Genomic DNA, 23,806 nt, shown 5'->3' with positions numbered 1-23,806 from the left:
TTTGATGGAAGGTTTTGTCATTGAGTCATCTAGGCTGACAGACAACTAAGCTACCAAAACGGTCATACATATAATGGCTTTGGCATGACTTCAAAGTGCGTATTGTTGACGTAACGATTTGAAAAGATTAATGTCTGCTTAGAGCGACCTCTGGACCTTCGCGTATGTAAAGTGAAAGAACTGGTGAACACCCAAAGCGGGTTTGATCGATAAAAATGAGCTATTTTCGGCTGCTGAATTTTTCTACCATACAAGGTAATGTAGTTTATAAGGTCCCATTATATAGTGGTCAAGTAACATTGACCGCTACACATAGGCTTAAAAAGAGTACATCAAATGAAAAAATTAATAACAACATTAGTAGTGTTTATTTGTATTACGATTTCTGTGAAAGTTTTAAGTGGATCGCAGAGTTTTAAAGGTCGTTCGCTGCCGATATCATCAACTGATAATTCAATTATATCGATAGAAGGGGCAGATAGGATCACTAAAACTATGCAAAATCACGTTGATGAAGGGCGGTTACCCGGAGTAATGACGATGATTTCGCATAAAGGCAATATCGTTTACTGGAATGCGCTAGGTATGCGAGATATTGAATCCGAAGATCCACTTGAGCGTGATGACATCTTCCGTATTTATTCCATGACGAAACCGATAACAAGTACAGCAATTATGATGCTTGTTGAAAAAGGTAAAATATCACTGGACGATTCCGTATCAAAATTTATTCCAGCTTTTGAAAACCTTGAAGTATTAGCTGAAGATGGAACACGAAGAGCCGCCAAAAGAGCGATAACGATTAGACATCTTTTAAGTCACACTAGTGGGTTAACATACGGATACTTTGGTGATTCTAAGGTGGATAAAATCTATCTTGCAGCTGATATCTTTAGTGCGAAAAACCTCAATAATTTCGTCAATAACGTCGCGAAGCTCCCATTGCTTTCCCATCCTGGAGAAAAGTGGAACTATAGTGTATCAACGGACGTACTGGGCTTTGTTGTGCAAGTCGTATCGGGTAAGCCATTTGAAGATTTTTTAGCAGAAGAGGTTTTTAAACCATTGGGGATGGACGATACAGCATTTTGGGTTCCTAAGAATAAAATCGAGCGATTCGTAAGTCGCTATCAAATCCTTGATGATAATTTACAGCTAAAGGATTCATTTAAAGATAGTAAATATAAGAGCAAACCTGCCAGAGTTAGTGGTGGAGGCGGCCTTGTTTCTACTGCTTCTGATTATATTCGTTTCGCTCAAATGCTGCTGCAAGGTGGTCAACTTGAAGGCGTACGACTACTTCAGCCCGAAACTGTCGATATGATGCGTTCGAACCAATTGCCAGAATCACATGGGCCAATTACTATTCCAGGTTGGATCCCACCAGCCTATGGCTTTGGGTTAGGTTTTGCCACATTAATTGATCAAGAAATAACTTCAGATGCTGATCATAACGGAATTTTTCGATGGGCAGGAGTGGCAAATACCTTTTTCTGGATTGATCCAGAAGCCGAATTAATTGCGATGGTCTGGACTCAGCTAGACCCGTTTTTGGTCTATGGTCTAGAAAATGAATTTCAAAGTCTCGTCTATCAGGCAATAGAAGAAACGAAAAAAAAAAGTTTAGCGAAATCAAGTAATGCAGAGTAATTTTATCAGTTTACCAATGTCATCTTTGAGCGGTGAGTTCAACTAATGGACGCACAGCTCAGAGGAGTCGATTCTAGTATGATTCTTTATTACTCTCACACAGCAATCAAATGATCGCTGTCAAAGTACACATATTCACTTCCCAATTTTATTTAATACTTTCCATCTTTATTTAAGAAGTTCCTACATTATTTGTAAACCACAACCCGAACGCTTACACATATTTAATTATAGTAATCTGCCACACAAAAAATGAGTTAAAAAGCTTTATGTGTCCATATCTTCGAATAAATCGCATGGTCTTGTTCCGTTATTCTTCCTTTTGGCTCTAATTTTTGACCAAATGCGACAGTACTAAAGATTAGCAATAGAATTGTAGCTAATATTGGCTTTTAGAAACTCTTTCAAGTTATCTTCCTTAAGTGATTTTTTTTTAAGTTATTTATTGAATTAAATTGATGGGCTGAAGTTACAATTCAATTATTTTTACCATACAGCGTCGTAATCGTTCTGCTTAACATCGCAGGAACTACCGAACCATGTGATTCACCATCAAATATTTGCCAACTTAAATCAATGTTTTCATAATCAGCATTTGCAAGAGATGTTTGTAGCTTTTTCATTTGGGAAACATAATATTTTCCATCATTTCCACCAACCGAAATAAAAACTTTAGTTGCTGGTATATCGAAAGATTCATTGAGAGAAAATTGAGAAACTGCTTGGTTCAGTACTTTTTCATTGTCCCAATAAAGGGCGGGACTGTTTATACCAAATCGGGTAAAATACCCATCAGAATTTATCAAACAATAGGCAGCAAATAATCCTCCCTGCGAGTGTCCTGTAATACCTCTATCGGCATTGGTTTTATAATGTTTGTCAACAAAGGGGATGATTTCGGTTTTAAGACTAAGTATAAACTTATCAGCGCCACCAGATTTTAATTCTCCTTCTGCCAACCCCATATTTTTTTCTAAGGCTCTTTCTCTAGGATTGTTAATTGTTGGAGTATAATCGTAGAGTCTGTTTTTTGCCCAACTTTGTAGGTCCAATCCAGATCCAATGCCTACAATGATGACTTCTTCGAAAGATCCTATAGTATCTAATATGCTTTTTGTTCCTAAGATTAAATTAAAGGCATATCTGCCATCCAATACATATAACACAGGGTAAGAAATTGTATTTTTTGTCGAATAACCTTCAGGAAAAGAGATGTACAATTGATAGTCTTTTGCCATTAACTTAGAGGTTATTATATGGTCTGGTTTTAGTATTCTTTCTTTTGGCTCCAATTTTTGACCAAATACGGTAGTACTAAAAATGAGTAATAATATTGTGGTGACTATAGGTTTTAAACATTCTTTCAAGTTGCTTTCCTTAATTTATTTTTTTAAAGTTATTTATTAAGTTAAATTGGCTGGCTAAATTTAGCCAGAATTAACGTTCAAGCCCTTGATAAATAGTAAATTTAATGACTTATATCTTTAGTATATTTTATCCTATCATAATTTATACAGTTAAGCTTTAACATTAGGCATGGCAATATCGTGAATCTTTTAATATAAAACAATAGCTTGACTGAAAATTGTTACTCTTATCTTATCCTCCCTTTGGGAGTTGTAGACTGACCCCTTCACGTTTCGGCATATCACTTACCTAGTCGATACTTAAGGCCAGATTTACTCACGCACTATAACAATTGATATTATGATGCGTAATATCAATTGTTTAACGGATTAGTTTCGTGTTTTCTATTTATTACAAAGACTTCTTAGTAATAAATCTTGAGTTATATAATTGAAATCAATTTTTTAAAAATGTTCTTAGTCTTAAATTTAATGATGACTATATTCGTATCAAAGCGACCATAAAATCGGATGATTTTAACCTAAGAATTAGGTCGGGTTTGTGGCAAAAGTTAGCGTTTCAAGATGACTTGCTACGGACAGCTAAGAGCGATCAATAGACGATCAGAGACGACGACTTCTATAACAAGTTTACTGAGTTAGCGGTCACTCACAAATAACTTAAAACACTTGATGATATTTTCATGTTAATCCGACCCCGAATCCGACATAAATGGCCTATGTTATGTGTTCAAATCTGTTTCTATTTTAGAGCCTAAACCCAAGCGTAATGCATTGACGATGGCAAGAATATCAATCACTTCCTGCAATAAAGCACCGGCAACAGGTGTGATGTAACCCGCTGCGGCAAAACCCATCGCAATGACACTTAATGTCATGCCACCAATCGCACTTTGCAGCACAATTCTGCGCATGGCTGAGGATATATGAAGTAGTTCATCGACCTTCTCCAAGGTGTTTTCCATGATGACTGCACCAGCTGCTTCAGCAGTCACGGAACTATGTTGACCAAACGCAATACCCACAGTGGCGGATGCTAGTGCGGGAGCATCATTGATACCGTCGCCCATGAATAATGTGGGCGCTTTAGCAGTTTCCCTCCGCACAATGGCAACTTTTTGCTCAGGGTTCTGCGATGCCAGAGTTTCTTCGATACCCAGTAAATCGGCTAGATAGGTCACTTCTGATTCGCGATCACCCGATACCAGCATGACCTTGTTGAATTGGTGTGAAGGCCCAAGATGGTTAATGAATGATTTGCCATCCGCACGTGGTGTGTCACGGAAGCGGAAGGTGGCAACATAGTGGCCGTCCATCATAATAATACATTCCAGCCCTGCCGCAGTTGGGGGAAGTGTGTTGGCAATGTCTGGTGAGTCTTTCAGGAGTTTTTTACGATGGGTTACACAAATTTCATGGCTGTCGACGGTGCCGACAAGCCCTTGCCCTGGTTTTTCAAAAACGCTGACAGCTTCCATCAATGCCAGACTGTCTTTTTCTGCCGCCTGAATAATCGCATTAGCGAGTGGATGTTTGGAGTAACGCTCTAGACTAGCAGTCTGTTGCAGAATTTTATCCCGTGTAATACCATCTACTGAAATAATTTCTGTCAACTCTGGCTTGCCGTAGGTTAGCGTGCCAGTTTTATCAAAAATGGCTGTACGGCAGGTTGGTAGAAGTTCCAGCACAGTAGGGTCTTTGATAATGATTGCTTGCCGTGCCGCCATAGAGATCGCGCTAATCAATGTGATGGGAATGGCAATTAGCAACGGGCATGGCGTTGCAACCACCAACACTGCCAAAAAACGCGTTGAATCTCCGGTCAAATACCATGCAGCCAAGGCAAATAATAAAGCAAGTGGCGCAAATACAGCGCCGATCTGATCACCAATACGGCGCATGCTCGGACGTTTCTGCTCTGCCTCCTGCATAACTAACATAATTTGGGCATAGCGGGAATCATTCGCCAGTTTTTCAGCACGAATTACGATCACCGCTTCACCATTAATGGCACCAGACAATACAGACGTACCCGGTGCCTTAGATACTTGATAGGGTTCACCCGTGAGATATGATTCATCCATCGAGCCGTTTCCATCAATGACTACGCCATCCACTGGTGCAGTTTCATGCGGAAAAATCACAATTTCGTCGCCAATAGCAATATCGGCCAGCGCAATCTCTTCCACCTTTTCGCCGCGTCTTCGGTGTGCTGTGGAGGGCATGCGCTCTGCCAGTGCAAGTAACACTGAGGATGCCTTACGCATGGCGTAAACCTCCAACGCCTGACCACCTGAAAGCATAATAATAATCAGCACAGCGGCAAGGTATTCATCCAGCCATGCGGCAGTCACCAACGCCAGAACGGCAAGCAAATCAGCGCCAAAATCAAGATGCAGAATCTTAAGCATAATTTGTAGCACCAACGGGATGCCACCGATGGCAATAACTATGAGTAATGGAATATCCGCAGTATTAGCCACGCCGACAGGGGGAAGAATGCTCCAGCGGAATGCAAAGTGCAGCACTACTGCAAGCAGGCTCAAAATCAATAACGCCCAATGCCAATAAGAGGCTGAGGGTAGTAATGCTCGTTTCATCATATTTGTTATCCATCATTTTACTTTCAATCGGGCAACTGCACTCTTACTTCTCCGTCTAGCACAAAAGCATCTTTTGCATGCATTTGATTTGATTTGGGCCAGGCTTTACTGATTTCATGTTCGCCTCAGCTATTAAGTCAGCAAAGTGGCAATAGTTACGATAATCAATTAACTTAGATTTTTATTAGCTAGCGGAAAATGTTAACGACACTGCTAATTTGATTTAAAGTTAAACATTCTTTTCCAAATAGCTTTTCCACAAACCGTATGAAGTAATACCGCACCTAAGTGTAAGGCTAAGAAAAGTGGAATTAATGACTCTCCCACCTCATGAATTTCTTCTACCAATTCATAAACATCACTCTCAACACCTGGCCCTAGGATAAATAATGCAGTTCCCGTAAATGACATCCATAAGAAAACCGAGAGACCAAATGCATGGGTAAGTCCTGCTAACCCCTGATGACTATCTCGTTCCGGTATTTTTAAGCTTATAAGTGTATATAAATCTTCTATAGCGAATTTCCATTGCTGTTTAGAAAAAGGTGACCACCCTTTGAAAGATAATATTTGCGATGATGTAAACCCAATCAATATTCGTATAAGTACTATAGAAGCTAATGACAACCCTAAATAACTATGTAATAAATAGCCTAAGGAAGCGCCACCATCTTCTGCTAGCTCACCAGTAAGGAAAGCTGCTATCCCAAAAAATGCTAGACCTAAATGAATAACCTTTGCATATGTTGGATATATAGTTTTTTCATCACTCATAACATGACTCCAAATCTTTAATTAGTCTGTTTTGTATTAACTAATATGTTCGGTGTAAAAAAAGAATAACATTAGCCTTAGGTAACAATAATAAATGTTCTTATTTAGGTCATTCACCCTATATATTGTCAACGAAGAAACCACAATATTTATGGGTGAATACCTTTACTGACAGCTGTAGCGCAATCTTGTGCTATTTAAACAGGTCAGGTTTTATTGCTATAAAATATGATCAGTACAACTCTATCGAATACTTCTGATTTTTTCTCTGATCTAAATCAGTGAATATAATAGATAAATTTGTTAGAACTAACTTTTGTAAATAGGTTATTTTAAGGACTCAATAATGGGTATTTTTGAACGCTATTTATCTGTTTGGATTGGCTTAAGCATAATGTTTGGTGTTGTTTTAGGGTTATGGCAACCTGACGTTTTTCAAACTTTTGCCAACCTAGAAATTGCTCACGTTAATATTGTAGTAGCAGTTTTTATTTGGGTGATGATCTACCCTATGATGGTTCAAATTGATTTTTCAGCGATAAAAAATGTAGGGGAAAACCCTAAAGGATTGATATTAACAATCGTTATTAATTGGCTGATTAAACCTTTTACCATGGCGGCCTTAGGGTGGATATTCTTTAATTTTCTATTTGCTGATTTAGTTGACCCTGCATCAGCGCAAGAATATATTGCAGGTATGATTTTATTAGGTGTAGCACCCTGTACCGCAATGGTTTTTGTTTGGTCACAGTTAACCAAAGGTGATCCTAACTACACTTTAGTGCAAGTATCGGTAAATGACGTGATTATGGTCTTTGCTTTTGCTCCTATATCAGCCTTCTTACTAGGTGTCAGCGATATCCAGGTACCATGGGAAACCTTACTTATTTCTGTAATACTTTACGTATTACTGCCTTTGATTTTTGGTGTAATAACCCGAAAAATGCTGAATAAAGAGAAAGGAGAACAAGCATTAGAACATTTTTTATCGCTATTAAAACCTTGGTCTGTTATCGGTTTATTAGCAACGGTTGTTTTGCTGTTTGGTTTTCAGGCTAATACCATAATATCGGAGCCAGAAACCATCGGCTTAATTGCAATCCCCTTAATGATTCAAACCTACACTATATTTATTATTGCTTACTTGGCAGCAAAATGGATGAAACTACCACATAACATTGCTGCGCCAGCCAGTTTAATAAGTACATCTAACTTCTTTGAGTTGGCTGTAGCGGTAGCCATTTCACTTTTTGGCTTACATTCAGGTGCTGCTTTAGCGACAGTTGTAGGGGTACTCGTTGAGGTTCCTATTATGTTGTCTTTAGTTGCATTTATTAATAGAACACATCATTGGTTTAAATAAAATTTATGTTGTCTGTATAGTCTGAAGCTGACTTTCATAAGTTGAGATGATTTATGTTGCCAATCTGCACCAAAAAGTCAGGTTCCAATTTTATTTGGAATGTTTTTGATACTTTTTTAATAAATAAGGCTTGCATGAAGGTTTTTTTCGATCTTTATTTAGCTTCTACAACTGCGGGTACCTAGTGTTCAGCGATTTTTTTGTCGGCCGGACTTTAGTCCGTCAACCGTTGAGTTGGCAATTAACTGGATGAGAAAAAATTTAACTTTCATTTAACCTGATGGACTAAAGTCCACCCTACATCGATCATGTCTAAGTGTGATCATGCGCGTTGAATTTTTTTGTGATACAAGGTCGGACTTTAGTCCGTCAACCGTTAAACGGGTGGTTAACATCATGGGATCACAGCTATCTACAGCAAGTAATATTTTTTTCGCATTTAAACCAAAAACAGGTCAAATTTCATTTAACCTGTTGGACTAAAGTCCAACCTACATAATGCCTAAGGGTGATCATGCTGCGTTGAATTTTTTTGTGATCTTTTGTAGGTCTAACTTTAGTCCGTCAACCGTTAAGCTGGCAATTAACTTAATGGGCAAAATATAAATAGCCAGGTATTATCCGACTTAATCTATATCGTGTAGCGGCCACAGAACAATGTAGTCTTCAAAATCTTCTAATTGAACCTCGTTATCTTTAACAATTTTGCCACGAACTGACATGCCCGCCTGATGCATAGCTGATTTTTTACCCTTGTGTAACAGCGGGTGCCAAGACGGCATACCTCTGCCCTCTTTTAAGCGACGATAAGTACAACTTGTTGGCATAAAAAATACATCATCTAAGTTATCTTGGGTTAACTGCACACAATCTGGCACAAGCTCAGTACGTTGCTCGTACTTAGAACATTGACAACTTTTATCATTAAGTAAATGACAAGCAATGCTCGAGTAACTCATTTGCTCGCTTTCAGTAATATGCGTTGTCGGCATCAGATCCATTTCGTCTGTGGTGCTTTCATCGTCAATAAATTTATGTAAACAGCACTTAGCACAACCGTCACATAATGACTCCCATTCGGGTCTGCTCATTTCATCTAATGATTTGGTTTCCCAAAAACGTTCGACCGGCATTTTTTTTGATTTTATTATCGAACGGTTACTTTTTTTACTCATAGGGCTAATTATCGCTGTTTATTACTTTCTATTATTTTTTAATACGTGCTATCTAATACTTTCTTTTTAATACTTTTTATTGAATAGGTGGATATTTAATCTGATCTGATAAATGTCCAACTGAACTGACAAAGTAATAAGATAAATTCCAATGCATCAAGCTTTTATAGTTGTTGTAAGCCAAATAAGCACGGCCTTTTTCGTCATCAGGAAAAACTAAGGCGGCTTTAATATCCACTACAGGTAAGTTAGTACCGTCGCTGCGTCGAATGCCTAAAGCTTGCCACTGTGCCAAGGTTTTTTCACTGTTAGCCCAAGCTTTTAACCAGTTTTTACGACCGCCAGTATTTTTAGGAATAGCTAACGAGGTATCAAAATCACTGGGTAGTTTAACTTGGCGGCCCCAAGTAAGTTGATCACTCCAACCTTGTTTTTTCAAATAATTTGCCATTGAAGCAAAAACATCAGCTTGGTTAGCCCAAATATCTTTTTTGCCATCGCCATCACCATCAACGGCATAGCCGACAAAAGAAGTGGGTATAAACTGATTTTGCCCCATAGCACCGGCCCAAGAGCCTTTCATGTTGACACTATCAATATGGCCCTCTTTTAATATTTGTAACGCGGCCCAAAGCTGCTTTTTAAAGAAGACTTCGCGGCGTCCTTCATAGGCTAAAGTTGATAACGCAGAAATAACATTATAGTTACCCATTATTTTGCCAAAGTTAGTTTCTAGGCCCCAAAGCGCGACGATAAAACGCGGTTGCACACCGTATTCTGCCGCTACTTTTTTTAGCAGCACTTCGTGTTCTTTATATTTTGCTCTAGCACGCTTTATTTTCCAATCGGGTAAGCGTTTTGGTAAATAAGTATCAAGTGTTTCAACTGTTTCAGGCTGATTACGATCGGCTTTTACCGCACGTTGGTGAAACACAACATTAGCAAAAGCTTCATCTATTAATGCTTGCTCAAAGCCCTTAGCTAGCGCCTCTTGCTTGAGCTTAACAATATATTGCTCAAAGCTGACTTTAGTTTCTGACGTTGTCGGTGCTTTGTCAGCAGCAAAACTAGTTTGTGAACATAAGGCTAAACAAAGTGAAAGTAATAATATTTTTACTGATTTTATCGCTTTGATAGAGCACATTATGATTCATCTCCTTGACTACCATCACTACCTTGCATATTAACCTTGTGCGCTTTTAACATATCTTCTTCCTGCGGTGTTAGTTGCAAGTAATAACCTTGTTTGGCTAAACTTACCTTTACTTTATCAAGGTCAGAAAAGCCCAGCTTCACTTTTGTTGCAAGGTTAAGCACAGTCACCATCACGGGCTTACCAAACATTTTCATCAAGGCTTCAGGCACATCAGAAAAATCATCTCGTTTATTAATAAAGAGATAGGTTTGTACTTTTTTGGAACTTTTATAAACACTACACAGCATAATGGAGACCTATGATTAAAAATGGGTTATGAAAGTTTGCTAACTTGGCTTTATCTTAGCAAGCTTTGAGTAAAGTTATCATCACAAGACGACAGCGTCTTTACTTGTTATATGATGTTTACTCAGCGTAATTCAAGCATCAGTTATTGAAAGTCATTCTCAACAAATGCTAGCAATTTATCACCTAACAAGGGCTTACGCCAACCGCGCATAATATCAACCATGTTGGGGTTGTTCTCTGCATCATTGAGCTTAAAATGCCAAGAAAGAAATTGATTGATTTGTTTTTTAGACGCTAAGTTCTCTGTCAGTAAGTTGGTTTGTGTACTTAATTCGTTAATATAATTTTTAACTTTTTTAAAGTTCTGTTTATACCCAGGATATTCGTCAAGACGAGTAATTTGCTTAGGTAATTTAATATCTTGTGCTTCAGCTACACGTTTTAATACCGTCAGCATAGCATTACCTTTATGGCGAATATCAAGTAATTCAACACCTTCAATGCTCGACATAGCACCGACATTACTGGGGTTAATTTGCGCTAAGGCCAATAAAGTATGATCTTTGGCAATAAAGCCAATGGGCCGATCTTTTAGTTTAGCTTGTTGATAGCGCCAAATGGTTAATTGCTGCAGTCGATAAAGTTGCGGTGGGTTTAAACGCCAAGCCATTTTAACATTGAGATACAACTGGCTTTCATCAATGGCTTTGAACTTACGTTCAACCATGACATCACTTTCTTCTTTTACTGCCGCCAGCCAACCAGACTGTTCAATATCTGCCATTAATCTAGGCAGAATATCAAACAAGTGCTCAACATCAGCCGCTGCGTAACTCAGTTGCTTTTGTGTTAGCGGCCTTTTCATCCAATCGGCTCTAGATTCAGACTTGTCCACTTCTATACCCGTGTAATGCGCGATCATAGCGGCATAGCCCATTGATATACCATGACCTAAAAATGACATTATAATTTGGCTGTCAATTAAGTTTAAAGGCTGACAGTTACCAGCGGTAAGAAAAACTTCAAGATCTTCGGAGCAAGCATGCAGCACTTTTTGCACATTCGGATTTTCAAGTAATTGCCAAAAAGGCGATAAGTCTGGCAAAGCGACTGGGTCAATTAAGGCTAAGGTTTTACCGTCGTTGATTTGAATCAGTCCTAATTTTGGATAGAGCGTTCGTGTACGCACAAACTCAGTATCGATAGCCAGTACACTTGCTTGGGAATAGCGTTGACAAACTAGATGTAATTGCTCGGAGTCTTCGACATAAATTCTTTCAAGAGTTGCTTGCACGTAATATCCTATATAAACCAAATACTAAGAAAATCGCTTGTTGTTACATTGAAACGTTAACAGCGGGTAATGGGAAGTTGCATTATACCAATTTGACTCATTAAGTTTGACTCATTAAGTTTGACTCATTAAGTTTGACTCATTAAATGATCAGCTTGCTCATCAGGAAAAATGGATAAATACGAGGCCTAAAATTTAGTCAGTAGTTATTGACCATATAAATTTTATAACGCGGTAGCTTGTCATTTTAACCATTAAAAATAAGCAGATAATTAATCAACTTGGTATTAAGCGTACCATAGCCTATTTTCTCATTGTTTTCTAACGATTGCTAAGATGATATTTAATGGCTCAGCACAAATAAAAATGACAAGTTCGAGAGTTAATTGAACTTGTCATTTTTTTCAGCACTAGCTTTCAGCACTAACATAGTACGATTTTTAACGTTTACGTCTAGTGGCTTGTTGGCTGCGGTGTTGATGTTTTTTAACTGAACGACGAATTCTGCGACTTTTCGCGTTATCCATGGCTTTTTCGTCAACCTTAACTTTACTTTGTGTTTCAGGGACTAAATCAACCAGTGTTCTGTAGTAGTTAACATCTTTTAAGTTTAATTCTGTCCAACCACCTAAAGGTAACTGACGCTTCATTTCCATGTCACCGTAGCGAACACGGATCAAGCGGCTTACTTGTACATCTTGGCTTTCCCACAAACGACGAACTTCACGGTTACGTCCTTCAGATAGCACAACATGGAACCAATGGTTACGACCTTCACCACCTCGGTAAGTAATTTTTTGAAACTTCGCCGTGCCATCTTCTAGTTTTACCCCATGGCGCAAGGTTTGTAACATGGCTTCATTAACGTCACCAAATATACGGACAGCATATTCACGTTCAACCTGTTTTGAAGGATGCATTAAACGATTGGCAAGCTCACCATCAGTGGTAAAAAGTAACATGCCTGAGGTGTTAATATCCAAACGACCTACCGCAACCCAACGACTACCATCTAACTTAGGTAAACGGTCAAACACTGTTGGGCGACCTTCGGGATCTTTGCGGGTACACATTTCACCTTCTGGCTTGTTGTACATCAGTACCCGGCAAAAGTCTTCTTCTAGTGCCTTAAGCTTAATTTGATGGCCATCAACTCGAATAAGTTCATTGCCTTCAACACGATCGCCTAAATAAGCGGTTTTACCTTCAACACTCACACGACCAGCGCTAATGTAGGTTTCCATTTCACGACGTGAACCAGCACCTGCTCGTGCTAATACTTTTTGTAATTTTTCAGACATAGGTCTTAACTCTCTTACGTCAGTAACTTCACAGATAACAGGGTATAAAACCGGCTACTATTACGTCTCTGTCTCTTTAAGTTTAGGGTAAATAACCCCGGTGTTTAGTTTTTCTAATGGTGCTTATAGCTAAAGTGTTACACATGTTAACTAGTAAAATCTGCCATCGGCATGAGCTCTGGCAATTGGTCGAGTGATGTTAGCGAAAAGTAATCAAGAAATTCTTGCGTACTTGCATACAATACAGGTCGACCTGGCACTTCCTTATGACCTACCGTTTTAATCCAATTTCTTTCCGTTAATGTCTTAATGATTTGACTACTAACACCAACACCGCGAATGTCTTCTATTTCACCACGGGTTATCGGTTGTTTATAAGCAATTAACGCTAATGTCTCTAAAATAGCACGTGAGTATTTCGGTGCTCTTTCTTTATATAAATGCGCTAAATCATCACTAAGCTCTGTGGGTGTTTGAAAACGATAGCCTGAGGCTACTTTATTAAGCTCAACACCACGACCTTTATAGTGGGCCTGAATGGTAATGATTATATCACGAATACGAAGATTACTAATACGATATTCAATTAAAAAATCACGTTTAAGTAATTGCACTGACAACGGCTTATCGGCAATAAATAATGCAGCTTCAACCAAGCGTTGTAGCTTGGCATCATCGATGTCTTTGTGGCGTATTTTATCGGTTATCATTGCGGCTCATCTCACCCTTAATTCTTTTATAAGTTCTTTTATAAGTTCTGTTATAAATTTTGCTATAAGTTCTGCTGTAGGTTTTGCTAGCACTGAGCATGCCGAGGAAGACAAACGCGTATTTCACCATAAACTTGCGTTTGAACACACTCGATCAACGACTCTTTGATGAGTTCAAGAATGGCTAAAAATGTGACCACAACGCCTTGCTTACCCTCTTTTACGGTAAATAAGTCGCTAAAATTTCGATAAGCTTGCTCATTTTTAGTCTGTGTAAGCCTTGCCAAAATATCTGCCATACGCTCTCTAGTCGATAATGACTCTTTATGAATATGATGATGTTCATAAGCTTGGGTGCGTTTTATGACACCTTGCAGGGCCGTTACTAACTCAGCTAAATCCACTTGGCTATTCAGTATTTCAGGAATAAAGTTTTCGGCTAACTCAACATTGGCAACAAAATTATCGCGGTCAACTCGCGGTAATTCATCAAGGTTTTCAGCCGCTTTTTTGATCACTTCATACGCTTGTAATTTTCTAACCAATTCGGCTCTTGGATCACCCTCGTCTTCTGTAACGGCTTGTTTGGGTAATAATAAGCGTGATTTAATTTCGGCTAAAATCGCTGCCATAAGCAAATATTCAGCGGCTAGTTCCAACTTAATATCTTTCATTAAATCGACATAAGCCATATATTGCGTGGTAATAGGGAAAATAGGTAGATCTAGAATATCAAATTTTTGTTTGCGAATTAAATACAGTAAAAGATCGAGCGGTCCTTCAAACAACTCTAGAATAACTTCTAAAGCGTCAGGGGGAATAAATAAATCTTGTGGTTTCTCAATGATGGCCTCACCGCGTAACAAGGCAAAGGGTAATACTTGCTGCAACATAACACCAGACGCTGGACTATTACCTTGCGTAATCTTATTAGATAATTTATCTGTACTATCGGACATCAGTAGCTTTCAACATTAAAGATTTTTGTTTCATAGATTAGCGGGTAAAGGCTCATGTTCAAAAAATCATGGTTAATCGTTAATTATGCTAAGCCATTTTATTGAAACGGTGTTGGATCGCCTTCACCAAAACGAATGATTTCAACTTCATCATTAGAAAAATCAACCACAGTGGTTGGCTTTTCACCTAAATGCCCACCATTCATAATCAAGTCAACCTGGTGTTCTAAAATATCGCGGATATGCTCAGGGTCAAATTCTGCGGTTGCATCACCGGGCATGATCAAGGTAGTCGACATGATTGGCTCACCTAATTCAGCTAATAATGCTTGGGCAATATTATTGTCAGGTACGCGAATACCAATAGTTTTACGCTTTGGGTTTAATAACCGTTTAGGGACTTCCTTTGAGCCTTTAAAAATAAAGGTATAAGGCCCCGGGGTGTTATTTTTCAGCAAACGAAAAACACTGTTTTCAACACGAGTATATTCTGACAATTCTGATAAGTCGCTGCACATTAAGGTGAAATTATGATCTTTATTAATATCTCTAATATTACAAATTCGCTCTAAGGCTTTTTTATCACCGATATGACAGCCTAAAGCGTAACCAGAGTCGGTTGGATACACAATAACGCCACCTTGGCGAATAATGGCCGCCGCTTGTTTCATTAAACGACCTTGCGGGTTATCAGGGTGAACATAAAAAAACTGACTCATAATGAGCTCCAACTAAATAACAGGTTTATCATGAAAAGGTGGCGTTAAATTAAGTGATTAACTACCAACCACTAAAATAGAACATTAACTCATTGCTTGTGTTTGCCAAAGTTGCCAAATAGGTTTGGCTTGCTCAGGCATCACTAAATTTCGCCCTAAGTCACTCCAGCGACTTGGTTGATGAAAGTCAGATCCCATCGAAGCATGTAAATCATATTCTGCACAATAGCTTAACATTATTTTACGCTGTTCGTTGTTCATTTGCGGCAAAACCACCTCTAAACCATCACCTTGTGCCGCTTTAAAATCAACAATTAAGCGCCGTAACCATTTAGCGGTTAAGTCGTACCGGATCGGATGCGCCATCACAGCAACACCACCTGCAGCATGAATAACGGCTACGGCTTCTTCGATACTACACCAATTTGGATTAACATAAGCGCGCTGACCTTTACCAATATATTTATCAAAGGCTGCCTGCATTTTACTCACAATACCCCGGTGCAAAAGTACTTTAGCAAAATGTGCTCGGGTAATAGAACCTTCACCCGCTAATGCTTTAGCTTGACTGTAAACGTCGTTAAAACCGCACTTGGTTAATTTTTCGCCCATCGAAATAGCGCGCGCTTCTCGACGTTGCTGTTGTGCTGAAATTAACGCCTGCAATGCCTCGTGCTCAGTATTAATATGTAAACCAACAATATGAATTTCAAAACCCTGCCATTGCGTCGATATTTCAATGCCATCAATCAAAGTTAATGGAATATTTTTGTCTATAATAGTTTGTTTTGCACTATCAAGACCTTTAACTGTATCGTGATCTGTGATGGCTAATACGTCAATTTGAAAGTTAACTGCCCGTTCTATTAGCTCTTTTGGCGTTAATGCGCCATCAGAGCAATTAGTATGGCTGTGCAGATCAACGCGCAAGTTTGAAAAATCTTTCTCATTTGTAGAATCAGTAGTTGACATCATTACGTGAATCGGTTCTTCTATAGGGACTTAAAACTGCTTAAAACAAGTGCAAGTCGCTAATTAGGCAAGTGAATAACAACGATTTTACTGAGATAAAACAGATAATGATACAAGTAAAAAAAACTATTTCTTTGATTTGGTGGTGGCATAACTCTAGATAACTGGGTTGTGATGTTTACTTGTACGTAAAAACTTCGAAAACCCGCACCCTATTGCGGGTTTTTTGTTTTTTAAATTTTGAATTAATTAACATAACAAGAGAATAACTATGTTGCGCATTAAAGCTAAACGTTGGTTCTTATGGTGGCTTCTGCCTATTTACGCTGGATGACCTTTTTTAAATAGATTATTTGTAGGAATACCCATGAGCAATACCCAAGAAAGTAAAACCGAAAAAACAACCGAACAAAACGCCAAAGCAAATACTGAAACAAATACTGAAACAAATACTAGAAAAATACCGTTACAAACTGCACACGACCATCAAAAGTCTGGTGCTGTCGTTACTATTACTGATACCTTAAGTTATCAAAGTGACCCACTTGCGGTCTTTCACACGCTTTGTGCTGACAAAGAAAACACCCTGTTACTAGAGTCAGCGGAAATTGATAAAAAGCATCAATTGAAAAGTTTACTGCTCACCGATACCGCGGTTAAAATTGTTTGTAATGGTCATATAGTCAGCTTTACTGCCTTAAGTAAAAACGGCGAAAATGCGCTTAGCTTTGCTAAACAAGCCTTAGCATCAGTCGCGTCAATTACCGGTGACAACCAGGCTTTCACCGCAAGTTTTGCACAAGTAACTGAACAACTCGATGAACGTTCACGCCTACTGGCTGTTAACCCATTTCAAAGTTTACGCTTGTTTAATCAACTAAAAAACATCAACAAACACCCGTTCGCCGTATTTCTGGGTGGTGCCTTTGCATTCGATATGATGGCCATAAGTGAGTCGTTGCCCGAAGTTGAGGATAGCGAAAATTCCTGTCCTGACTTTGTTTATTACCTAGCAGAAACGCTGATAATTATTGATCATGAAAAACGCTCAAGTGAAGTGATTACTAACCAATTTACCGGCACAGGTTATGAAACGGCCAAAACGGCCGCATTAGCTAGAATCAAACAAATAAAAGCCAGTTTATGTACTGATATAACAGCAACATTTGAGCTTAAAGCTCCAGACATTAATTCAACAGTCAGTGCAAGTCAGGATAATACACTAAAATGTGACATCGACGATGACGCTTTTTGCCAGATAGTGAATGACTTAAAAGAGAACATTTTAGCCGGTGATATTTTTCAGGTAGTTCCCTCGCGCACCTTTAGCCTGACTTGCTCAAATAACCTTAATGCTTATAAAGCCTTAAAACAGAGTAATCCAAGTCCTTACATGTTTTATTTGCAAGATAGTGAATTTTGTATTTTTGGTGCTTCTCCAGAGTCAGCGCTTAAATATCAACAAAGTAACAGACAAGTAGAAATTTACCCTATTGCTGGTACCCGTCCACGGGGGTTTAATCCTGATGGCAGCTTATCACCCGACTTGGATAGCCGTATCGAATTAGACTTACGATTAGACAAAAAAGAATTAGCCGAGCACATTATGTTGGTTGATTTAGCCCGTAATGACATTGCACGCGTTAGCCAACCTGGCACTCGTCACGTAGCTGAATTATTAAAGGTTGATCGGTATTCCCATGTCATGCATTTGGTTTCTCGTGTCTGCGGTACCTTAGAAGGTGAATTAGACGCGCTGCATGCTTATCAAGCTTGTATGAATATGGGCACCTTATCAGGCGCACCAAAAGTAAAAGCAACCTCATTGATACGTGAAGTTGAAGGCAAGCGCCGTGGTAGTTATGGCGGAGCCGTGGGTTATTTAACGGGTGAAGGTGATATGGATACCTGCATTGTTATTCGCTCAGCATTTGTAAAAAATAAGCGCGCACAAATTCAAGCCGGTGCCGGTGTAGTTTTTGATTCTGATCCGCAATCAGAAACCAACGAAACCCGACAAAAAGCGCAAGCTGTGATCAGTGCGATTAAAGAGGCAGAAGGTAAAGTATTGATAATTTCTCATCAACAAAGGCCTAAAACGATAGTAAATAGCGAAACATTACAGCCGGAGGTTAAATCATGAAATCATCTGACGTTGTAACAGACGCTTTATCTAGCTCTTTACCAGAGTCTCTGCCCGACTCTCTACCTGAGATAGTCATGCTAGATAATCTTGACTCGTTCACCTATAACCTAGTAGATGAATTTCGTTGTTTGGGCTATCAGCACACCATTTATCGCAATACCTTAAGTGCTGACTTTATTTTTAAAAAGCTGCAAGAGAAACAGCAAAGCAACAGCGCAGGTGTTATTCTTGTACTGTCACCTGGGCCAGGTGATCCAACACATGCCGGTTGTTTAATGGCGTTACTCAAACTTTGCGCGGGAACATTCCCTATACTGGGTATTTGCTTGGGACATCAGGCATTAATTCAATATTATGGCGGCGTGATAACGCGCGCACCTGAAGTCGTGCATGGTAAATCATCAAACATCATCCACAACCAATTAGGCGCTTTCAACAATATTGCTAGTCCTTTACCTGTAGCGCGTTATCATTCGCTGGTTGCTAGTGTTATGCCTAAACAATTAACCATGACCGCACAAGTGAGTTTACTGCACAACAATGAAGAAGTTATTTTACCTATGGCCATTGAACATAGCACTGATGCCGCCATTGGCTTTCAGTTTCATCCTGAATCGATACTCACCACATTTGGCACCAACTTATTAGCACAAAGCCTACGTCATTTATCAGCTTTAGCGAATAAAAACCTTTATAAAGCACAGGGGAATACTCATGACAACCACTGAACTTAGTAGCACAAGTTTACAAAATACTCAGGCAGTAAGTAACGATGACATGACTCATAGTGCACTTAATACCTTAGTCGACGGTCATTCATTAACGCAACAGCAAAGCCAAAATGTATTTGAACAGGTGATCAACGGCCATGTTGCCCCTGAACGATTAGCCGCGATACTCACCGCCTTAAAAATAAAAGGTGAAACACCGGCTGAAATTGCCGGCGCTGCTATCGCTATTCGCGCAAATGCTACCGCTTTTCCAAGCCAAACCAACAGCGTTGCTGATTGTGTAGGTACCGGCGGTGACGGCGCAAATACTATTAACATCTCCACTACAGCGGCTATTTTAGCGGCCGCTTGTGGTTTGAAAATGGCCAAGCATGGTAATCGAAGTATTTCCAGTATGTCGGGCTCTGCTGATTTACTAGAAGCCTTAGGTGTTAACTTAACCATGTCACCTGAAGTGGCTAGTCAATGTTTGGCACAAGCCAACATCTGCTTTTTATATGCACCGGCTTACCATAGTGGCTTTAAACATGCCGCTCCTGTTCGTAAAGCCATGGCAATTAGAACACTGTTTAATATTTTAGGCCCATTAGTCAACCCTGCAAAACCCGATATTATGTTACTCGGTGTTTATATCCCTGAGCTAATTAACCCAATAGCTCAAGCCTTATTACTCACAGGTGTTAAGCGCGCATGGGTAGTGCACGGTAGCGGCTTAGATGAAATAGCCTTACACGGAAAAACACAGGTGACTGAGATAAATCATGGCGAGTTAGTTGAAAAAGAAATCTCACCCGCAGATTTTGGTCTAAAAAATTATAGCTTGACTGATATTAAAGGCGGAACACCACAAGAAAATGCCGATATTATTCAAGCCATATTGGCCGGTAAAGGCCAAGAAGCTCACAATAGTGCAGTGGTAATTAACTGCGCGGCGCTACTTTATTTACATCGTGAGCAATTAAATGGCCAAGCAGATACCTTATTATTAGCGGCGCAACATGCTGGGCAAGTGTTGGCCTCTGGCGCCGCAACAAAAACCTTAGCAGACTTAGTTCGACTATCAAATTCCGGAGCAGCAGCATAATGAGTAACATTCTTGAGCAAATCGTCGCTAATCGACGTATTGAGATAGCACAACTAAAAAAAGACCTGCCTTTAGCCAGCTTTATTGATGACTTAGCGCCGTCAAAAAAAGACATGTATCAGGCATTAACACGCACAGCAGAGAAACCGTACGCAGGCTTTATTTTAGAATGTAAAAAAGCTTCTCCGTCAAAAGGAATAATTAGAGCAGATTTTAATGCTGGGGAAATTGGCGTTATTTATGATAAGTATGCCGCAGCGATTTCAGTACTGACCGAACATAAATATTTTCAAGGCGACTTTAGTTATCTCAAAACAGTGAGTGACTTGGTTAGCTGTCCAGTACTGAATAAAGATTTTTTCTTCGACACCTACCAAGTTTATTTGGCAAGACACTATGGTGCTGACGCCATATTATTGATGTTAAGCGTACTAAATGATGAAGAATATAATGAACTAGCAGCGGTTGCTCGGTCATTAAATTTAGCCATTTTAACAGAAGTGTCTGATGAAGAAGAATGTCAGCGCGCCATTACCTTAAACGCAAAACTTATTGGTATTAATAATCGTAATTTACGTGATCTTTCTACCGATATTTCACGTACCTTTGACTTAGCACCCACACTACCGGATGATCGTATCGTTATTTCTGAGTCAGGCATTTATCACAACGCACAAGTAAGAGAACTTGCGCCTGCCGTTGATGGCTTTTTAGTCGGTAGCTCTGTCATGGCTGAAGACGATATTGACCTAGCTTGTCGACAACTGATATTTGGTCACAATAAAGTCTGCGGCTTAACCCGCTCAGAGCATGCGAGTTTTGCTATTGATGCGGGTGCAGAATTTGGTGGCCTTATTTTTGCTGAAAAATCACCTAGATCTATCGATAAAGCTCAAGCAAAAGCCATTATTAACCAAAATCCAAGTATGAAGTATGTTGGCGTTTTTGTTAATCATCCTCAGGAAAAGGTGCTTGAATTAGCGCATGACTTACAACTTAGTGCTGTGCAGTTACATGGCCAAGAAAGCCAAGAATACATTGATAACTTGCGGGAAAAACTGGCCAGTAATTGTCAAATATTTAAAGCATTAGCTGTTGAGCAAACGGTGCCAACACTAGCAAAAAATGTTGACCATATTGTGCTCGACGGTAAAAGTGCTGGTAGCGGACAAACTTTTAATTGGCAAGCGTTAACTGATAGTGAGCAAGACTTATCAACTTGCTTTTTAGCCGGTGGATTAGCACTCGATAATATCACCCAAGCTTGTCAGCAAATGACCAATCAAGAATTATTTGGCTTAGATATCAACTCAGGTGTTGAATCAAGCCCAGGCATTAAATGTCGCGATAAACTGCAACAAGTTTTCGCCAAAATACGGAATTATTAACATGTTAAAAGCAACAACTGAAAATCAGGTTAAAAAAACCTTACCCGCCTACTTTGGTGAGTTTGGTGGTATGTTTGTCGGTGAATTACTGGTACCCGCTTTAGAAGAGCTTGAACAAGCTTTTATTGAATCACAAACTGATGAGGCTTTTTTACAAGAGTTCAATAAACTACTAACAAGTTATGCTGGCCGCCCTACACCTCTAACCTTGTGCCGCAATATTGTTAAAAACCCATTAGTTAAAATGTACTTAAAACGTGAAGATTTACTGCACGGTGGTGCCCATAAAACCAATCAAGTTTTAGGGCAGGCACTATTAGCAAAACGCATGGGTAAAACTGAAATAATTGCTGAAACAGGCGCTGGCCAACATGGTGTTGCTACCGCCATAGCTTGCTCATTATTAGGCTTGAAATGTAGAGTTTATATGGGTGCTGTAGATTGTCAGCGTCAACAACCTAATGTATTTCGCATGCAATTAATGGGTGCTGAAGTTATACCCGTAACAGCGGGTAGCGGCACACTTAAAGATGCGGTGAATGAAGCCTTACGCGACTGGTCAGCTAATTATGAAAACGCGCACTACTTATTAGGTACTGCTGCGGGTCCTCATCCGTTCCCAACTATTGTGCGTGAATTTCAAAAAATGATTGGTGAAGAAGCCAAACAACAATTACTGGCTGAAGAAGGTCGTTTACCCGATTACGTTATTGCCTGTGTTGGCGGTGGCTCAAATGCTATTGGTATGTTTAATGACTTCATCGGTGATGAAGATGTCAAACTTATTGGCGTTGAAGCTGGCGGCAAGGGCACTGATACTTCGCTCCATGGTGCAACCTTAGTGGCTGGCACTAAAGGTATGTTGCATGGTAACTATACCTATATTATGCAAGACAAAGTTGGCCAAATTGAAGAGTCTTACTCTGTATCAGCTGGCCTTGACTACCCTGCTGTTGGTCCACAACATGCACAATTGAAAGATTCTGGTCGTGCGCAATATGTTGCCATAAACGACGATGAAGCGTTAGAAGCATTTCAATTACTCGCACGTAGTGAAGGTATCATTCCCGCATTAGAGCCTTCTCATGCCTTAGCCTACGCCTTAAAAGTAGCAGAGCAAGCGACCGAAGAAACCATTATTTTGGTTAACTTATCAGGTCGAGGTGATAAAGATTTAGCCCATGTAAACGCGATTATATCGCCTGAGACTGCCGAAAAAAGTACGGTAAAGCACAGAGGAGAAGCATAATGAAGCAAGCAACTGAAATTGGCAGTCGTTATGACCAAACCTTTGCAAAATTAGCCACCAAAAATGAAGGGGCGTTTATCCCTTTTGTGATCATCGGCGACCCCAATGCTGAGCAATCCTTTGCTGTGATTAAAGCACTGATTGATGCCGGCGCTGATGCTTTAGAACTGGGTATGCCGTTTTCGGATCCCAGTGCTGACGGTATTGTCATTCAAATGGCAGCACTACGGTCATTAAAAGCCAATACCAATACCGATGTTTGTTTAGATATTTTAGCCAAAGTGCGTGCCTATGCACCTGACATCCCGATTGGCTTGTTACTGTATGGCAACTTAGTCTTTGCCCGCGGCATCAACAATTTTTATCGTGATGTAGCCACTGCAGGTGTTGATTCAGTACTTATTGCCGATTTACCGATACGTGAAAGTGAGCCCTTTAGACAAGCGGCCATAGCCAATGGTGTTGCCCCTATTTTTATCGCGCCACCTAATGCTAGCGAAGCCACCTTAGAAAAAGTTGCACAATATGGCGCTGGTTATACTTATGTTTTGAGTCGAGTGGGTGTTACAGGCACAGAAACCGAAGCAGAAATGACCGGTCATAAACTTATTCATATCTTGGATAAATACCAAGCTGCACCAGCGGTTATGGGCTTTGGTATATCAAAACCTGAACAAGTAAAAGCCGCCTTAGCAACAGGTGCAAGAGGCGCTATTAGTGGCTCTGCCGTTGTTAAAATCATTGAAAAAAATCTTGATGATAACGATAATATGCTTAAAGAGTTAACACAATTTATTAGTGCGATGAAACTGGCTACTAAGCTTTAAGTTAAAAGTTAAAAGTTAAAAGTTAAAAGTTAAAAGTTAAAAAATAGTTT

General features: G+C 39.6%; 20 protein-coding genes. 8 read left to right on the top strand and 12 right to left on the bottom strand.

What is annotated here, in order from left to right:
* The first annotated feature begins 336 nt into the window (after positions 1-336).
* Positions 337-1,650, top strand: coding sequence for a serine hydrolase (locus tag H4J54_RS10510; RefSeq protein ID WP_182190831.1), 1,314 nt, complete (start codon positions 337-339; stop codon positions 1,648-1,650).
* Between the two features lie 476 nt (positions 1,651-2,126).
* Here the strand turns inward: H4J54_RS10510 and H4J54_RS10505 are convergent, their stop codons facing one another.
* The 3 genes from H4J54_RS10505 to H4J54_RS10495 all read right to left on the bottom strand — a co-directional run bounded on the left by H4J54_RS10505 (position 2,127) and on the right by H4J54_RS10495 (position 6,394).
* Positions 2,127-3,017, bottom strand: coding sequence for an alpha/beta hydrolase (locus tag H4J54_RS10505; protein WP_182190830.1), 891 nt, complete (start codon positions 3,015-3,017; stop codon positions 2,127-2,129).
* A 722-nt stretch (positions 3,018-3,739) separates the two neighbouring features.
* Positions 3,740-5,620, bottom strand: a complete 1,881-nt coding sequence (locus tag H4J54_RS10500) for a heavy metal translocating P-type ATPase (RefSeq protein WP_220464310.1) — start codon at positions 5,618-5,620, stop codon at positions 3,740-3,742.
* Positions 5,621-5,833: 213 nt separating this feature from the next.
* On the bottom strand, positions 5,834-6,394 hold the full coding sequence (locus H4J54_RS10495; RefSeq protein ID WP_182190829.1) for a cytochrome b/b6 domain-containing protein: 561 nt from the start codon (positions 6,392-6,394) through the stop codon (positions 5,834-5,836).
* Positions 6,395-6,740: 346 nt separating this feature from the next.
* Between H4J54_RS10495 and arsB the strand changes: the two genes are divergently transcribed.
* Positions 6,741-7,757, top strand: coding sequence for an ACR3 family arsenite efflux transporter (gene arsB, locus H4J54_RS10490; RefSeq protein WP_182190828.1), 1,017 nt, complete (start codon positions 6,741-6,743; stop codon positions 7,755-7,757).
* A gap of 626 nt (positions 7,758-8,383) precedes the next feature.
* On the opposite strand, the gene H4J54_RS10485 is transcribed toward arsB, so the two are convergent.
* The 9 genes from H4J54_RS10485 to H4J54_RS10445 all read right to left on the bottom strand — a co-directional run bounded on the left by H4J54_RS10485 (position 8,384) and on the right by H4J54_RS10445 (position 16,334).
* Complete coding sequence (locus H4J54_RS10485; RefSeq protein WP_310650171.1) at positions 8,384-8,932, bottom strand: YcgN family cysteine cluster protein; 549 nt, start codon at positions 8,930-8,932, stop codon at positions 8,384-8,386.
* Positions 8,933-9,008: 76 nt separating this feature from the next.
* On the bottom strand, positions 9,009-10,076 hold the full coding sequence (locus tag H4J54_RS10480) for a lytic transglycosylase domain-containing protein (protein WP_182190827.1): 1,068 nt from the start codon (positions 10,074-10,076) through the stop codon (positions 9,009-9,011).
* Positions 10,076-10,375 carry a YcgL domain-containing protein gene (locus tag H4J54_RS10475; RefSeq protein ID WP_182190826.1) on the bottom strand — a complete coding sequence of 100 codons (300 nt, stop codon included), beginning with the start codon at positions 10,373-10,375 and terminating at the stop codon, positions 10,076-10,078. The genes H4J54_RS10480 and H4J54_RS10475 overlap by 1 nt, the downstream gene beginning before the upstream one ends.
* A gap of 143 nt (positions 10,376-10,518) precedes the next feature.
* Positions 10,519-11,670: a ribonuclease D gene (gene rnd / locus H4J54_RS10470; RefSeq protein WP_310650172.1), complete on the bottom strand. Its 1,152-nt coding sequence runs from the start codon at positions 11,668-11,670 to the stop codon at positions 10,519-10,521.
* Between the two features lie 440 nt (positions 11,671-12,110).
* Positions 12,111-12,971, bottom strand: a complete 861-nt coding sequence (gene rluB / locus H4J54_RS10465) for a 23S rRNA pseudouridine(2605) synthase RluB (protein ID WP_182190825.1) — start codon at positions 12,969-12,971, stop codon at positions 12,111-12,113.
* Positions 12,972-13,117: 146 nt separating this feature from the next.
* Positions 13,118-13,681 (bottom strand): SMC-Scp complex subunit ScpB, encoded by a 564-nt coding sequence (scpB, locus tag H4J54_RS10460; RefSeq protein WP_182190824.1) that lies wholly within the window; start codon positions 13,679-13,681, stop codon positions 13,118-13,120.
* A gap of 86 nt (positions 13,682-13,767) precedes the next feature.
* The gene (locus tag H4J54_RS10455; protein WP_182190823.1) at positions 13,768-14,640 is read right to left on the bottom strand and encodes a ScpA family protein; all 873 of its coding nucleotides are present in this window, start codon (positions 14,638-14,640) and stop codon (positions 13,768-13,770) included.
* Positions 14,641-14,738: 98 nt separating this feature from the next.
* Positions 14,739-15,359, bottom strand: a complete 621-nt coding sequence (locus H4J54_RS10450; protein WP_182190822.1) for an L-threonylcarbamoyladenylate synthase — start codon at positions 15,357-15,359, stop codon at positions 14,739-14,741.
* 84 nt (positions 15,360-15,443) lie between these two features.
* Positions 15,444-16,334 carry an RNase RNM gene (locus tag H4J54_RS10445; RefSeq protein ID WP_220464312.1) on the bottom strand — a complete coding sequence of 297 codons (891 nt, stop codon included), beginning with the start codon at positions 16,332-16,334 and terminating at the stop codon, positions 15,444-15,446.
* A 364-nt stretch (positions 16,335-16,698) separates the two neighbouring features.
* On the opposite strand from H4J54_RS10445, the gene H4J54_RS10440 reads away from it, so the two are divergent.
* The 6 genes from H4J54_RS10440 (at position 16,699) to trpA (ending at position 23,756) form a co-directional block, all read left to right on the top strand.
* A complete protein-coding gene (locus H4J54_RS10440) occupies positions 16,699-18,474 on the top strand; it encodes an anthranilate synthase component 1 (RefSeq protein WP_182190821.1) in 1,776 nt (591 codons plus the stop codon).
* Between the two features lie 77 nt (positions 18,475-18,551).
* A complete protein-coding gene (locus tag H4J54_RS10435) occupies positions 18,552-19,205 on the top strand; it encodes an aminodeoxychorismate/anthranilate synthase component II (RefSeq protein ID WP_259367155.1) in 654 nt (217 codons plus the stop codon).
* Positions 19,192-20,292 carry an anthranilate phosphoribosyltransferase gene (gene trpD, locus H4J54_RS10430; protein WP_259367142.1) on the top strand — a complete coding sequence of 367 codons (1,101 nt, stop codon included), beginning with the start codon at positions 19,192-19,194 and terminating at the stop codon, positions 20,290-20,292. The genes H4J54_RS10435 and trpD overlap by 14 nt, the downstream gene beginning before the upstream one ends.
* Positions 20,292-21,680, top strand: coding sequence for a bifunctional indole-3-glycerol-phosphate synthase TrpC/phosphoribosylanthranilate isomerase TrpF (gene trpCF, locus H4J54_RS10425; protein WP_182190819.1), 1,389 nt, complete (start codon positions 20,292-20,294; stop codon positions 21,678-21,680). The genes trpD and trpCF overlap by 1 nt, the downstream gene beginning before the upstream one ends.
* Position 21,681: 1 nt before the next feature.
* Entirely contained in the window at positions 21,682-22,929 is a 1,248-nt protein-coding gene (trpB, locus tag H4J54_RS10420; protein WP_182190818.1) for a tryptophan synthase subunit beta, read from the top strand.
* Positions 22,929-23,756 carry a tryptophan synthase subunit alpha gene (trpA, locus tag H4J54_RS10415; protein WP_182190817.1) on the top strand — a complete coding sequence of 276 codons (828 nt, stop codon included), beginning with the start codon at positions 22,929-22,931 and terminating at the stop codon, positions 23,754-23,756. The genes trpB and trpA overlap by 1 nt, the downstream gene beginning before the upstream one ends.
* The last annotated feature ends 50 nt before the right edge of the window (positions 23,757-23,806 follow it).

Source organism: Colwellia sp. MB3u-8 (assembly GCF_014076985.1).
In the GTDB taxonomy this organism is placed as follows: Bacteria; Pseudomonadota; Gammaproteobacteria; order Enterobacterales; family Alteromonadaceae; genus Cognaticolwellia.
This window is presented reverse-complemented; position numbering and strand designations above follow the sequence as displayed.

Bases quoted from the DNA above. Each gene is read 5' to 3' on its own strand.
- H4J54_RS10440 (WP_182190821.1), top strand. From the start codon at position 16,699: ATGAGCAATACCCAAGAAAGTAAAACCGAAAAAACAACCGAACAAAAC.
- trpD (WP_259367142.1), top strand. From the start codon at position 19,192: ATGACAACCACTGAACTTAGTAGCACAAGTTTACAAAATACTCAGGCA.
- rluB (WP_182190825.1), bottom strand. From the start codon at position 12,971: ATGTCTGAAAAATTACAAAAAGTATTAGCACGAGCAGGTGCTGGTTCA.
- H4J54_RS10475 (WP_182190826.1), bottom strand. From the start codon at position 10,375: ATGCTGTGTAGTGTTTATAAAAGTTCCAAAAAAGTACAAACCTATCTC.
- H4J54_RS10480 (WP_182190827.1), bottom strand. From the start codon at position 10,076: ATGTGCTCTATCAAAGCGATAAAATCAGTAAAAATATTATTACTTTCA.
- H4J54_RS10500 (WP_220464310.1), bottom strand. From the start codon at position 5,620: ATGATGAAACGAGCATTACTACCCTCAGCCTCTTATTGGCATTGGGCG.
- H4J54_RS10495 (WP_182190829.1), bottom strand. From the start codon at position 6,394: ATGAGTGATGAAAAAACTATATATCCAACATATGCAAAGGTTATTCAT.
- H4J54_RS10510 (WP_182190831.1), top strand. From the start codon at position 337: ATGAAAAAATTAATAACAACATTAGTAGTGTTTATTTGTATTACGATT.
- trpA (WP_182190817.1), top strand. From the start codon at position 22,929: ATGAAGCAAGCAACTGAAATTGGCAGTCGTTATGACCAAACCTTTGCA.
- H4J54_RS10485 (WP_310650171.1), bottom strand. From the start codon at position 8,932: ATGAGTAAAAAAAGTAACCGTTCGATAATAAAATCAAAAAAAATGCCG.
- arsB (WP_182190828.1), top strand. From the start codon at position 6,741: ATGGGTATTTTTGAACGCTATTTATCTGTTTGGATTGGCTTAAGCATA.
- H4J54_RS10455 (WP_182190823.1), bottom strand. From the start codon at position 14,640: ATGTCCGATAGTACAGATAAATTATCTAATAAGATTACGCAAGGTAAT.
- H4J54_RS10450 (WP_182190822.1), bottom strand. From the start codon at position 15,359: ATGAGTCAGTTTTTTTATGTTCACCCTGATAACCCGCAAGGTCGTTTA.
- H4J54_RS10445 (WP_220464312.1), bottom strand. From the start codon at position 16,334: ATGATGTCAACTACTGATTCTACAAATGAGAAAGATTTTTCAAACTTG.
- trpB (WP_182190818.1), top strand. From the start codon at position 21,682: ATGTTAAAAGCAACAACTGAAAATCAGGTTAAAAAAACCTTACCCGCC.
- scpB (WP_182190824.1), bottom strand. From the start codon at position 13,681: ATGATAACCGATAAAATACGCCACAAAGACATCGATGATGCCAAGCTA.
- H4J54_RS10435 (WP_259367155.1), top strand. From the start codon at position 18,552: ATGCTAGATAATCTTGACTCGTTCACCTATAACCTAGTAGATGAATTT.
- trpCF (WP_182190819.1), top strand. From the start codon at position 20,292: ATGAGTAACATTCTTGAGCAAATCGTCGCTAATCGACGTATTGAGATA.